The sequence below is a fragment of the uncultured Fretibacterium sp. genome (assembly GCF_963544685.1).
Taxonomy (GTDB): domain Bacteria; phylum Synergistota; class Synergistia; order Synergistales; family Aminobacteriaceae; genus CAJPSE01.
In genome coordinates this window covers 15843-29516 of sequence record NZ_CAUUGJ010000017.1, presented here as the reverse complement: position 1 = coordinate 29516, position 13674 = coordinate 15843, and the positions used below count along the sequence as shown (strand labels likewise).

Genomic DNA, 13674 nt, shown 5'->3' with positions numbered 1-13674 from the left:
CGTTCCAGACATACGTGTCGTCGCCATAGCCGCCGTCCAGGTAGTCGTCGCCCTTTTTCCCTTCCAGCACGTCGTTGCCGCCGTTGCCGTAGAGAGTGTCGTTTCCTGATCGGCCCAACAAAACATCGTCTCCCGACGATCCCGAGGCACTTCCACCCTCACGAGGTGCTTCCTCAACAGGGGACATCGCATTGATCCGATCCGGCGTCCAGATCGTCCCGTCGGCAAACCGGACCTCCGCAAGCTGGTTCGAAGTCCCGTAGTACCAGTTTCGGACGGTAATGCGCTCTTCATCCTTTCCCACAACCAGGGAAAGATCCCTTCCCACACGCCGGATCTGTACCGCCTCGGGAGATATCCCCTCTCCCAGTTTCAGGATATTCCTGCCGACGTTGTCGCTCAGGGTATCCTCGCCGTCTCCCGTATTCCAGATGTAGGTATCGTCTCCCTCGCCGCCTTCCAGGAGGTCGTCCCCCGGTCCGCCGCTCAGGGTATCCTTTCCGCCATATCCATAGAGCATATCGTCTCCGCCGCGCCCCATCAGGGTATCGTTGAGGTAGCTGCCATGGAGGACGTCGTTTTTCTCGCTTCCCTCCGGACTGCCCCCTATCATACCCATCACCTGCAAGCGGCTCCAGACGGTTCCGTCCGAGAACTCTATGCGGGACAATTGGTGGTCCTGGGAGGAAAACCATTTCAAAACCGTGACCTGCTCTCCGGAACTGCCCATAACGAAGGTCAGGTCGGCCTCATTCTTGCCCGTACGCTTCAGGACTACGTCCTGAGGCAGAATTCCGCTGCCGATTTTCAAGGTATCGATGCCCGCACCGTCATCGATCGTATCGTTGCCGTCCCCAATGCCCCAAACGTAGGTGTCGTCCCCAGCCTCACCATACAGGGTGTCGTTCCCAGCCCCGCCGATCAGGGTATCGTTGCCCGCTCCGGCGTATATCTCGTCATTGCCGCCATGCCCGTATATCCGGTCGGAGCCCTTCGAGGCACGCAGCGTCTCGCCCTCGTCCGTCCCGTGAAACACCGGGTTCATCGCGTTGATCTCCGCTCTGTTCCACACCGTGCCGTCCGCGAAACGTATCTCGGCGAACTGGCTTTTCGCATTTCCGTACCAATCGGTAAAGTCAAGCTTTTCTCCGGTCTGGAGGAAGACCAGGACCAAGCTGTCGCCATCCCTCCGAACCTCGACCCGGGACGGGTCGATACCGTCCCCTATCTGAAGGACATTGGCACCATCAACATCGTGCAGGGTGTCGTTTCCATCTCCTGGATTCCAGATGTACGAATCGTCTCCGGCACCACCTTGCAGCGTGTCGTTACCCTTGCCTCCGATGAGGGAATCGTCTCCCTCCTGACCGTTAATCGTGTCGTCCCCATCTTCACCCAAAAGGAGGTCCGCCATGGCAGAACCGTCAGGAGTACAAAAAACCGCGCCCCGGGAGGTCCGGCAGCGCGGCAACATCGTTGGGCTCGTCCATCTTCTCCCCGACCAAGGAGTGAATCGTGTCTCGCCCCAACAAAAACTCGCTGGCCTTGCCCCGTTCCCCATCGCTCCAGACAAACTGGCCCGTGCGCACAACCTGATTCCCGTTCTCGTCATCCGTACGCTGTTCCGTGTAGCTCAGCCCTATCGATTCGATGCCCGCCTCGTCCAGCGTGGCAAGCTCGTGGTCCTCGAACCGTCCGTCCCCGTCCTGGTCCGACCATATCCGAAGGCGGCCGAACGCCTCGTCCAACGCGTCGATCTTCCCGTCCTTGTTGCCGTCCAGGTCCGCAAGAGCCTGAAATCCGCTCGACGCCACGCGCCCGTCCGACATCACCGTGTGGTCGCCAAACAGCTCCCGCCCCGACGTGATCTTTCCGTCCCCGTCCCGGTCCATGGCCAGGAAAGCGTCGCCCGACGCCGCCCACGACACCCGCTCCGCCACTCCGTTGGCATCCATGTCGAAGTACCGTTTGCCAGGCGTCGTGCTCACCTTACCATCTCTATTGAAGTCCAGGATAAGCGGGTCCTGGCGCACCTCGGGGCTTGGCCGACGCGGTGCACCGTCATCTGGTTGCTTGAGCCCCTCCCCGGGCTTCTCCGGGTCCTCCTCCTGCTTCGGCGCTTCTTGAAAGGCCAGCTCCAGCGTGTCCAGGTCATGCCAGTCGATGGCCCCTTTCACGTACGGGAGCTTTCCATCATTCCCGAAAAGATATTCATTCTTCTTACCGATTCGGAACTTCGAACGCCCCTGAGAGAAATGTTTATCCTCTCTCATCCCGAAATTCGTCACTGGGGCCTCTTTTGCTCTCTTCAGATACTTGATGTCCTTATCGGGATATACAAAACGATAGGAGTTCACATCGTCTTCATTCCCTTCAAGGACAGGCTTCTGAAAAACCCACCCCATTGGTGGCGCGTTGAAGGTCAATGCGTTTACGGTAACGGCAGGACGGTTATCAATGATCTTCCCCGCACCGTCCAGGCTCCAACCGTAGGCCGCCAATGCCGGGTCGTAGTGTCCATAGGCCCCTTCAGAGGAGTCCTCCGTGAACGCCCCCATGTGCAGCGCCGCAGACAACACGCTCGCGATCGCGCCGCCCCCGGAGTAGCCCATAAGTACAAGGTTGTCGTTCGATATCCCCTGGTTTCGGTAAGTCTCCAGCACACGACGATAGACCCTGTAGGCAGGGTCGATGAAGTGCCGGAACACCCCATTGATTCCCTCACCAAGATTTGCACTCTGGATTCCTTCCAGAACTTTGTTCTCAGGATCGTCAAAGACCATAAAGAAGCCAAGCCCCGGAGCCTTGAATACGCTGCCTTTCACATGGCCGATCTCAAACTGTTCTTTCAGTTCGAAGTTTTTTGAGATGTAGTCATCCAGCCTGTCCGGGTCCTCCGGGAAGGGATCGTTCTTCGGGTCGAAACCGACACCGGGCGGCAGTTTCCCCAATGCAGACCAGTTGATCAACTGCATGTAAGCATGAGCCAGATCGCTCTCGATTTTCTTCCCGGGCGTTGGCGATATGTTGTTGTTGCCTCCTATGGGTAATAAACCCAACACCTCGCTCAATGCCTTATCTATCGTATCGTTAAGCCATTCCGTTCCGTCCACGTACTGCCTGACGAAGTTTCGTTTCAGTATGTCCAGTGATATCGTCTGCTCGGAGGACAGGCTTTCAGACAATGCTTTTATCCTATCGAAATACAATTTTGTAGGGTGTTTTCCCCACAATATTGGTCTATTTGAGGCATGGTCATCCAACAAAATTTTATCTATACTTGACATCACAAACTTATCGACATTTTTATCCTCATGCTGCGACAATACACTGTCGATAGCCTTATCCACCAAAAGATCCTTGTACTTCTCGAAGCTGTTCGTCAGATCCGGTCTCTTCAGATCCGTTTTAAAGGCCTCACTCACATCTTTTTTCCATTCCATAAAATCGATGAGCTCGAAAGCCTCTCCTGAAACGTTAAACCGCTTTTCCAGTTCATACTTGAAAAAATCGTAAATTTTAGCGAGCCCACCACCCAAAAGTCCTCCCTTGATGAACGGAAGAGCGATATTGGTGATCCCAGACCAAAATTGGGTATACTGATATTCTTTCGTTAAATACTCCGAAAAAAGTATTTTATACTCGGGTAAGGAAAAAGAAGCAGCAGGGTCATAAGGATGAACCACTATGACCTCATCAGGGATTCCCAGTATCTCCAGATATTTCTTAAAATATTCCTGTGCTGCCTCCTTGTTGCTCTTTCCCATAACAATCACCTCTCCCCATTTTTACTTAATGACTTTCAGGTAACCCGCCTTGAAATCGCCCCTGTTTTTCCTGAAATCCACCATTTTTTTGGTTTTGGAGGTCATAACATTGAGTAGACTATTCTTGACTTCAAACCTTACTCCTGGAAAAAGAAGGCAGACCTCAATCGGAAGGGGAATCCAGTTCCCCTCCCGATCGAACAGCCCCGCCTTTTTCTCTTTCGGGTTTTGCACAACCAGAAACCCTTCACTGTATAGCCCATATGGGTTCGACTCGAACGTAAAGAGAAGCTTTCCCTCCATATCGATGACGCCATAACCGGAGTACCAATCTGAACTGCCCCATTTCGGAGGCATCAGGACAATCGCTCTTCCCTCGGAAAAACGGTAGCAATAGGGAAGGCTTCCCGATCCAAGATGATCCGAATCGCTGCTCACTGGAATGCCCATAAACTGAAAGTCGATGACGATGTCTCCGCTCAGGTTGACGAACCCCACCTTGCCCTCCTTTTGAAGACCGATCAAGGGCTCCTCCCCGCAATACAGGCGCTCGTACTTCGGCTCCGCAACCCATTCCCCACGCTCGTTGAAAAGGCCTCGCATGCAGCCTTTCTTCACAGCTTGCAATTTGTGCCGAGGATAATAGGGAGGAACATCCAAGGAGGGAATATCGAAGACAAAATTGACGACGGTCTCGCCTTTTTTGTTGATGAAACCGTATTTTCCGTCCTTGCCGACGCCCCCCAGGTCCCCGACGAAGCCTCCGGCCCACTCATACTGGAAGGGAATTGCAAGGTTTCCTTCCGTGTCAATAAAACCGTACTTATCGTTTTTTTGTACAGCGGCCAAGCCGCTGGAGAAATCTTTGGCGTCTTCGTATCCAGATGCAACAATATTCCCTGCTTTATCAAGGAAGGAACCATAGCGAACATCGAATAGACGCTCAGAAAGGGTTAGATTTTTTCCTCCTCGTTCAGACTCTAAAACTAGCGCTCTATCGTCTGTATACGGCATAATTCTCACGGCATCTATATCTGATTTAATAACATTCCCCTTTTGATCTATTAAAGTCCATAATCTAAACTTTTTTGTTTCCACCCATGCAATGCCATCCTGAAAGGGCCAAGCCTCTTCATAAATCGGTTCCACCAGCCACTCGAAGGAGACGTCCGTCCTCGTGGAGGTTGCCCGCCCATGGAAAAACACAAACACAACAAGCAACAACATGCTTAAAACAATGCCGCTCGTCAAGATGAGATATTTTCCACTGCGCCCCTTGATTCCTTCCTGGACCTTATTCATCCCTGACCGTTTCACTCCTTCCCGATTTGCAACCAGTGCAACAAAAAAACAAAACAATGCTATGGAACTTTCTTCAATTTTTGCCTTGCCCGCCTCTCGGCGTTGATCTCACCCGCCGCCCTGAAACCCAAAAGCACGCCAGCGGCAGGGAATCGGGAAAAGGAGCAAACGCGACACAACCAATTTTTGAACGAAAAAAGAAAACCAAGGCAAAACTATCAGATATCATTTATCCTGTCAACAGAGCAGATGGATTAAGTGTATGATAGGCAAAACCTCGACGGATCTCCCAAATTGGGTCATCGAGTTGTCTCGAGGCATACGAAGTGAGATATTGAATACAATGAAAAGAAAGAGGTGGGAGCCATACTTGAATCCCGTGCATGAGGAATAAAAGAAGGGGCGTATCCGGTCAGGATGCAGCCACCCTCGGTTTCAGGAGAGGCGGGTTCTTGTGATTTGAAACGGGCATCAGGTCAGGGTATGCTGTCCTCATAAAGGAGGTGACGCCGTTTGGACGGAATAAGACGAGCATCCTTATCCTGCACGGCTTTTTTGTGTTGTGTCGTATTCCTGTGTATCGCGTACTTTTCCGGGGTCAGGGTAAACCTTTCCGGTTCTCTCCCTCACCGGCTTTACAGGATCGCAGCCCTCCCCGAGGGGAAAGCCCTCTCCCGTGGAGAGCTCCTCATGCCGGACTACAGGAAAATCGACAATCCGGCCATTTCGGAGGGAACGGCACGGCGCTACCTGACGGCTCATCCCATGGTGAAGCAGGTCGGAGCCCTGCCCGGAGAGACCGTATCTCTGAGCGGCGGACGCTTTCGGGTGGACGGTAGGGATATGGGGCCCCTGACCGTTCTGAGCGCGGATTCCCAGGGAAGACCCCTGGGGGCCTTTCCAACGCCCTATACTCTGAAAGCCGGAGAATTCTGGCTCGTGTCGCACCCCGAAAAGGGTTTCGACAGCCGCTACTTCGGGCCGGTGAGGAGGACAGACATAACCCATACGGCTGTAGCAATTTTTTGAAAGAGCCGGCAAGGGGATATCGGACAGTTTGCCGCCATCAAATGCAACATCCCCCTTGCGGAAAAAAGACAGAGCACTAAAATATGTACTGCATAAAGTACTTTATGCAGTACATATAGAGAGGCGATCTTTCATGCTCGTCATCGATACGGCACCGGCAACTCAAGTACGGGAACGATTCAAAGATTATTGCGACGATGTGGAGCGAACGAACAAGGCCCTCATCGTCACCCGACACGACAAGCCGCAGGTGGTCGTGGTGTCCTTTGCCGAATACAATCGCCAGCTCAACAACGACCGCTATCTGGCAAAACTGCGGCGCAGCCGTGAAGAGCTGGACAACGGCGAAGGGGTTGTGATGACCCCTGACGAGCTCGAGGCGTTCTGATGCACGAGGACACGGCCTTCTTGCCGACGGCCTTCGAGGACTTTACCTATTGGGCGCAGAGCGACCGGAAAATTCTGGTCAAAATCAAAGCCCTCATCGCAGGTATCCATCGAAACGGCCTGATGGACGGACTCGGCAAACCAGAAAAGCTCCTGGGACAATCGGGCGAGTTCCGTCGCCGCATTACGGCCGAACATCGTCTGGTCTATCGACTCGATGATGACCGCCTCAAGATTCTGTCGTGCCGCGGACACTATCAGGACTGAGCTTCATCATTTCGAAACGAGAAGACTTTCCCTTATGAGCGTCAAGGTCATTGCAGCCTACATATAGGGCTCTTTGGAAAGAAAAGGAAATCTGAGGTCAAAATATCAAATGTTTTTATTCCTGTCAATGGAGGAAATTGGATGGGTTTGCTCATAAAAACTTTGTAGGAAACTTTGCACACTTGCTCAGTATGTCCTCGTGAATACCACTCAACCAGGACGCCCCTGATCTTTGCTATACTATGGGCAGACAGGATGGGGAGCATGAAGCGAGGGAAGGCTATGAACCACGAGGAAAATAAACGAGAACTCCGCTACGGGGAAAAACATGGTAGCGAACCCCGACGAGACGATCTACTCTGGAAAGACCTGCTGGCTCGGTTCTTTGTTCCCATGCTCCACTCTCTTCTTCCCGACCTGGCACGGGATATTGACGGGAAAAGAGAGGTCATCTTCCTCGATAAGGAACTGCGCCGGCTGGCCCGTTTCACTCGAAAACCGGAAGGCGGAGAACCCGACGAAAACCGTTTCGTCGATCTCTTGGCAGATGTCCCGCTTCGCTCTGGAGAGAACACTTGGATACTGCTCCATGCGGAGGTACAGGGACGTGGAGGTAATGAGGACTTTCCCTTGCGGATGCATCGTTATCGGGGACTGCTGGAGGGGCGATATCGAAGGCCTGTGATCGCTTTGGCCCTCCTCATCGAACCCTTGTCGAAAGCTCAGTCCTCAGGGACCTACCGCTGGGAGGGGTACGGAACCCGTGTGAGTTACGAATTCCCGGTCTTCAGGATCTTCGAAGGGGACGAGGAAACGCTGAAAACAAGTGAAAATCCCTTCGACTGGGCGCATCTTGCAGGACTTCGGGCATGGAAGAGCCGAGGTAGCGAGGCGCGCAAGTTGGATTATCTGAAAGAGATGCTGGAACTCCTGGATGAGCGGGGATGGTCTCACGCAGACAAGGCACAGTTGTTGGTCTTCATGGAGGGCGTCATTCATCTGACTGAGGACGAAAGCTCGCGGGAATACGAGGAATGGGAGAACGCACTGGAACAGGCAAAGGAGGCGGGACGTATGTACGTCAGCATCATGGAACGAAAAGGCATTGAAAAGGGCATTCAACTCGGCAGAACCGAAGGCATTCAACTCGGAGAGGCAAGGGGCATTCAACTCGGCAAAACCGAAGGGATTCAGCTCGGCAAGATGGAGACTGCACGAAACCTGCTTCGGATGGGATTGGACTTGGCCAGAATCGCTGAGGCTACGGGTTTGACTTTGGAGAAGGTCAAGGCTTTAAAAAACATGAAGCAAAACTATACTGCTCCCCAGAAGTGAGACATAGAGATGGGGGGAGAAGCGAATATAATAGCCCTAAGAGCAAGCAGAAGAAGAATTATTCGTCGACGTTCAAAGCGCAGGTGGCCATGGAGCTTTTGAGAGGGGCCAAGACCCTCAATGAGCTTGCAGAACAGTATCAAATAGCCCCGGCAACCTTGAGTGCATGGCACAGGGTATTTCAGGAACGGGCACAGACGGTCTTTCAACAAGGGCCTACAGCTCAGGACAAGGAAATCACCCGTCAGAACGCGGAGATTGAGGCTCTCCAGAAAAAAGTCGGCCAACTCACGATTGAGTGTGACTGGCTCAAAAAAATCTGACGAACTCTTTGGCCCCCACGGAGCGCACCGCACTCGTTTCCCTATCTGAGAGGCAAATTTGCGTCAAACGCCAATGTGAACTGGCAGGGGCCAATCGCAGCAGCGTTTACCGCTGCGCCAAGGAGGAGGGGAAGCAACTGTCGCACGGCAAGAACGAGGCAAATCTGACCTTGAAGAGGCAACTTGACGAGCTGTACATGAAGTACCCTGCGTGGGGTTACCGTAAGCTGACGTCGTGCCTTCGGAACAACGGGGAGCCGAGGCTCAATGGCAAGCGAGTCCGCCGCCTACTGCGAACGATGGGGATTGCTGCGCTTTATCCCAAGACCAACTTGAGCAAAAGGCTTCATGCGGAGCATGTTCGCCCCTATCTTCTGAAAAGGCTGATGTTTGACCGTGTGGATCAAGTGTGGGGGTTGATATCACGTATCTTCCGTTAAGGAAAGGCTTTTTGTATCTGTTTGTTGTCATCGACTGGTATAGTCGTTGTATAGTGGATTATGAGGTCAGCGTGAGCCTGGACAAGAGCTTTGTCATGCGCTGTCTGAATCGGGCCCTGTCCCATCGAAGACCTGGCGTTATCAACTCCGACCAAGGCAGTCACTTCACCAATGAAGAGTATCTGAAGCTACTGAAGAGCTGTGGAGTGCAGGTATCCATGGACGGTAAGGGACGGGCTCTGGATAATGTGCGCACGGAGCGATTTTTCAGGAGTTTGAAGTACGAGGATGTTTACATCAAGGCTTACGAGGACGCGCGAAGCCTGCGGCTCGGGGTCGGGGCGTATATCGCGGATTACAATGCCGTTCGCCCGCACCAGGCTCTTGGCGGTCTGACACCAGAGCAGGTGTACAACAGCAGAAGAGCGAGAACGCTGCTTGAGTCCTGCCCAGAGATGGAGCTCTCAGACATCGAAAAGAAAGGAGCCATTCGCTTCTTTTTTCATTTCGTGTCTTGACATTGGGACGCACTGTAGAAAGCCGCCGAAAGTTTCATTCTTGACCTTAGCAAGCAGCGTCACATATCGAAGGTAATTCTCATCATACTGCGCGGCGTTTCCGCCTTTTTGCAGCTGTTCTTCTGTAGCCCTGTAAACCTTGCTGGAAGCGGAATCAAAAACTTTGTAGGACGTATAGCCCCACATTTCAATGCGCTCCAATATCTGCACGGTATTGCCCGATGCTCTATCAAAGGCAAATTCTCCGGCGTTGAACATTCTTTCACCTCTTCATTTTATTCGACATACCACTTCTCAGAAATCTTTGCGTTTTCACTATCTGGCTTTGGATTTGCCTCGGCAAATCTGGTAAGAGTCGGCAAATTAATCGCCGTACCAAACACCAGCGCATTTCCTGTCTGCAGATAAGTCAATCTTTCGATCATGCCTTGATTGACATACGGAACCATCTTGGTAATATATTGCAGGTCATCAGGATTCTGTACTCTATGAATGATAAAGTTACTACACTGCGACACAACAGTTTTTGAAAGCTCACTGGGTCTCTGAGAAGATATTCCCAACAGAAGGCCAAACTTTCTGCCTTCTTTTGCGATTCTTTCAAAAATGTTATATCCAACTGGCCCATAGTTTGTTTCATTACGCACGAATCTATGGGCTTCTTCAATAACAAAATTAACGGGCATATCCGCTTTTTGAGATCGTCTTTTAAGATAATCTAGCAAAAGCTTTGCCATGACTTTTGTAACAACCTCTGCCGAAGCGTCATCTAGGAGGCTGACATCAATATTAACCACTTGATTCTCGCCTAATATAAAGCCGATATATTCATCTATGGACTCGTAGTCAGTTTTTGTTAGTATTCTGCCCTGGATTCCGTCTTGCAAAGCTTGTAGTCTTGTCACCAAAGTCGATGTATATTCTTGAATGCGTTGAGAACTTATGCTCCCTTCGTATAACGTAGCGAACTGAACAGCTTGATAAAAGTCCTGAATTGAATAAGTAGCCTGGCTTCCTTTGGGCAATAAATCACCAATGTCACTTCTTATATACTGGGTCAAATACTCTATGAATTTTGATGCATCTGCAAGCTGTCCATAATTGACACTAATCGCATCTGAAATTTTCGTTTGTCCATTAACAGCACTCGACAAAGAGATCGTATCCGTGTGAAACGTTGTAAGCACAGCTTTCAACTTATCGGACTTAGACGGAGATGAGTCCGAGCTGTTAAGTATTCCAACCAATGTGCTTGCAAGCACGTGGTTTTTTACCGCTTCATCTGTGTTAGTTGGATCGAAGAAAATTCTTGCCAAATCAATAGCACGTTTCAAAATAGGTACTTGAGTTCGTTCTGTTGCATGTAACAATATTGCCCAGTCGTCTGCAGAAAGTGCCCATACTGGAATCTCTAACCGATTATTAGCAACTGTATCATCCGTAGCCACAAAAGACTTAACCATAATATCAGGATTATCTTCATTTAACTTTCCAAAAGCTTTATCATATTCACCATTTGAATCAATGAAGACAAACTTTGAACCCTTGGCGGAATAATTGGTCTTCCTGTAAATTTCTTGAATGATTGTTGCAATCGTATTGGATTTTCCTGCTCCTGTATTTCCGAATACGGCAAAATGGAAACCGAAAAATCTATCTATGTTGACCTTTACATCATAATCTGGAAAGATGACAGACCTTCCAATGGAAAGCAATGTAGCTCGCGTCTTTCCTTCAGAAACTTCGATTTCATCATCTGCAACTTCCAACATAGTCCTTAAATCGTACGCAGAAATAATGTTTACTTCAGAAAAGATCAGTGGCATTTTGGAAACACCAAAGCGGAATTTTTTTGCCACAATTTCTCCAATCAGACCAATGTAAATCTGGCGGCTACTATTAGGTTTCGCATATTCACCACTTGCAGAATCTGGTTTCTCAGCCACACCGGTAATTTCACCGATGATTGTTCTTCCTATGTCATGTATAGAAATATAAGAGCCAACTTCTCCAACAAAGCGAACACCGTCTGACGTATTAATATAATTACCGAGGTCGGAATATATCTCAGCGATAATCCCCTTCTGGCTAACGGAAATCAGCTTTCCTATACTACGGCTATTCATCCTGTCCCTCCGATTCAAACCGACTAATTATTTCTTCAATCGGCTTTTGTTCCATTTCCTCCGCAATATCTGGATGTATCAAAGGAAGAGCCCTTTTCACAAAATTCGCGAAATAATGAATTTTATCGCCTGAATGAATAACGGTAATTCTATTGTCTCCAAGCTGAATTAGTCGGTCGATATTATCACTTTTGCCAAACACAACCAATCTAAATGAAGGTACAGAAAGCCCATTTAATATCACTCTATTTATGTGATCATCGCTGAAGCTATATCCGAGGACGATCAGAGTACTGTTCTTTTGTACTATTCTATTTTCCATCGCGCGGAAAAGATCTGAGTACGGGGTCATCAGCGTTGATCTATCTTTTAACGGAGTGGGATAGATCATAACAGTTTCATTTTGACCAATATTTTTATAGTCCTGTTCCCATATCTCTCCATCGCGTTTCACCCACGATATAGACCCGTGAAGTTTTACCAGATTAAAGAAAGACGCAACCCTTTCCCAGACGTCCCTATTTAAATTCATATTCTCTACATACATATAGTTGTAGCTCACGGGATTGAATCTGCGTCTGTATGTCCCAGAAAATCCATCATTATAAGGGAAGCCAAGCTCGTCTAATGCCATCTCATTAAATAGATCATAGTTAGTTGTAAAGACGCTGATAGGGGACTTGCGTGATCGCTGGGTTATTTTTGAGTAAAACGCCTTGTAAATATCTTTAACTGTATCGCTTCCCAGCCCTTCCATAATGCGTCCACAAAGATAATTTTGAATACTTAATACTTTCTGATCCGCTTCATCATCAACATCTACTAATTGATTAGCGACTTGTATTGCGCCAAGGGTCTCTAACATCTTTTCAAGATTACCATCAAATTTCTTGGCAGCTTCCTGCCCAGCAATTTCGAATCCCTGATTCTCATCAAAAAAGCTATTGTAAAGGGCAGCCATCCCTGGGATGCCAGTTTCCTCACCGTTCACAATATTACTGGAACAGCCAGCTCCAATAAGAAAGCTTAGGTTATCCATCTGAAGATACTGTGCCATCTCATTTTGCAGAGCTTCCAATGAGAGCTTTGTTTCTTCTTTCCCTTTGTAGCATATGATTTCACTCATTTTATGAAACCTCCGCTTCCTTGCACATATTAAGCTTCACCTTTAACATTCGACGCAGACGGCTTATTATCCCGCGCATCTATCAGCACGATATCCGGACTTCCAGCAATGCCAAGATCGTTCATCACCTTTATAAGCTTTTCATACTCCGCGTTGGTAAAGAACAATCTGACCTGTTCAATACCAACGACCTTGGCAAGGACTCGAGAAACCTCGGCTGGCGTATAAAACTGCCCCTTGCTCTTGCCACTCTCCGTGGCGAAGTTCCGCATCAGGTATTCGTAGGTGTCGCCGATGATGTCGTCTCCATCAGCGCGGTTTCTGTTGAAATCCGGCATCTGGTCTCGAAAGATACTAAGCAGTTCGCCCAGCTTGTCCACCATTTCCCGGCTTTTGCCCAGTTTATCCTCGTCGTTGAAGTGCGCGTTGTCGATCACCTCTCGGAGACCGTTGGCCTCGGCAAGGCGTGCGATGATTTTATCCATCTCCTCGCCGATATTCTTGTTCCCTATCAAGGCAAGCATATCGTCGAAGCTGCCCCCCTCAGGGACGTCGATATCGCCGTAGGCAACGCCCTTAAACTTGTCCGAAACGTACTTCACGAACAAAAGGGTGAGGATGTAATCCTTATATTGCGAACTGTCCATACCGCCGCGCAGGCTGTCGCAGCTTGCCCAGAGGCTTGAGCAGAGCTGGCTTTTTTTACCGCCATAAGTTATCCCTCCGAGTACGTCTTTTATCGTGTGCGATGTCTTATTCGTACTTGTTTCGTTCCGGAAAAGCGCAAAGCGCATATTTGTTGATTCATGGAAGGGGTGAATCCCCCAATCGGCCCATCTTATCCCTTGCACCTCACGAGCCATTCAGCGGTCCCCGGATCAATACAATTTTACCCGAAAGATTTGCAGGAGGTTTTTCCGGACGTTGCCTTTCAAAGATCTGTACTCCGCTCCTCCGCCGGATTCCGGTCCATCCTTGCGACAAAAAGCCTCGCGGACGGATTCCGCAAGGCTTTTTACATGCGAATATGGATTTCGGGGAAACCGCGTTTTTT

General features: G+C 49.8%; 13 protein-coding genes. 6 read left to right on the top strand and 7 right to left on the bottom strand.

All coding sequences use genetic code 11. The features are described 5' to 3' along the window. From ABLA28_RS03080 to ABLA28_RS03070, 3 genes are all read right to left on the bottom strand, one after another. Nucleotides 1-1414, bottom strand: a 1414-nt coding sequence (locus ABLA28_RS03080; RefSeq protein ID WP_347712465.1) for a calcium-binding protein, incomplete at its 3' end; no start/stop codon positions are given. Nucleotides 1415-1424: 10 nt separating this feature from the next. Then, a complete protein-coding gene (locus ABLA28_RS03075; protein ID WP_347712464.1) occupies nt 1425-3767 on the bottom strand; it encodes a hypothetical protein in 2343 nt (780 codons plus the stop codon). A 21-nt stretch (nt 3768-3788) separates the two neighbouring features. Beyond that, nucleotides 3789-5069, bottom strand: a complete 1281-nt coding sequence (locus ABLA28_RS03070) for a WG repeat-containing protein (RefSeq protein WP_347712463.1) — start codon at nt 5067-5069, stop codon at nt 3789-3791. 513 nt (nt 5070-5582) lie between these two features. Here ABLA28_RS03070 and ABLA28_RS03065 point away from each other — a divergent pair. From ABLA28_RS03065 to ABLA28_RS03040, 6 genes are all read left to right on the top strand, one after another. Continuing rightward, nucleotides 5583-6098 carry a S26 family signal peptidase gene (locus ABLA28_RS03065; RefSeq protein ID WP_347712462.1) on the top strand — a complete coding sequence of 172 codons (516 nt, stop codon included), beginning with the start codon at nt 5583-5585 and terminating at the stop codon, nt 6096-6098. Between the two features lie 133 nt (nt 6099-6231). After that, the gene (locus ABLA28_RS03060; protein WP_315101314.1) at nt 6232-6486 is read left to right on the top strand and encodes a type II toxin-antitoxin system Phd/YefM family antitoxin; all 255 of its coding nucleotides are present in this window, start codon (nt 6232-6234) and stop codon (nt 6484-6486) included. After that, nucleotides 6486-6752: a Txe/YoeB family addiction module toxin gene (locus ABLA28_RS03055; RefSeq protein WP_347712461.1), complete on the top strand. Its 267-nt coding sequence runs from the start codon at nt 6486-6488 to the stop codon at nt 6750-6752. The genes ABLA28_RS03060 and ABLA28_RS03055 overlap by 1 nt, the downstream gene beginning before the upstream one ends. A gap of 264 nt (nt 6753-7016) precedes the next feature. After that, nucleotides 7017-8087, top strand: a complete 1071-nt coding sequence (locus tag ABLA28_RS03050) for a hypothetical protein (protein ID WP_347712460.1) — start codon at nt 7017-7019, stop codon at nt 8085-8087. Then, nucleotides 8084-8410, top strand: coding sequence for a transposase (locus ABLA28_RS03045; protein ID WP_347712459.1), 327 nt, complete (start codon nt 8084-8086; stop codon nt 8408-8410). Before ABLA28_RS03050 ends, ABLA28_RS03045 begins: the two co-directional genes overlap by 4 nt. A gap of 409 nt (nt 8411-8819) precedes the next feature. Continuing rightward, nucleotides 8820-9368 carry an IS3 family transposase gene (locus ABLA28_RS03040; protein WP_347712458.1) on the top strand — a complete coding sequence of 183 codons (549 nt, stop codon included), beginning with the start codon at nt 8820-8822 and terminating at the stop codon, nt 9366-9368. On the opposite strand, the gene ABLA28_RS03035 is transcribed toward ABLA28_RS03040, so the two are convergent. Genes ABLA28_RS03035 through ABLA28_RS03020 form a run of 4 tightly spaced genes read right to left on the bottom strand, consistent with a single transcriptional unit; the run spans nt 9315 to nt 13483 of the window. Further along, nucleotides 9315-9626 carry a hypothetical protein gene (locus ABLA28_RS03035; RefSeq protein ID WP_347712457.1) on the bottom strand — a complete coding sequence of 104 codons (312 nt, stop codon included), beginning with the start codon at nt 9624-9626 and terminating at the stop codon, nt 9315-9317. The two genes, ABLA28_RS03040 and ABLA28_RS03035, sit on opposite strands and share 54 nt — an antisense overlap. A gap of 17 nt (nt 9627-9643) precedes the next feature. Next, a complete protein-coding gene (locus ABLA28_RS03030; RefSeq protein WP_347712456.1) occupies nt 9644-11494 on the bottom strand; it encodes a DUF87 domain-containing protein in 1851 nt (616 codons plus the stop codon). Then, nucleotides 11487-12620: an SIR2 family protein gene (locus ABLA28_RS03025; protein ID WP_347712455.1), complete on the bottom strand. Its 1134-nt coding sequence runs from the start codon at nt 12618-12620 to the stop codon at nt 11487-11489. Before ABLA28_RS03025 ends, ABLA28_RS03030 begins: the two co-directional genes overlap by 8 nt. Nucleotides 12621-12649: 29 nt before the next feature. Further along, a complete protein-coding gene (locus ABLA28_RS03020; RefSeq protein WP_347712454.1) occupies nt 12650-13483 on the bottom strand; it encodes a type I restriction-modification system subunit M N-terminal domain-containing protein in 834 nt (277 codons plus the stop codon). Between the last annotated feature and the right edge of the window lie 191 nt (nt 13484-13674).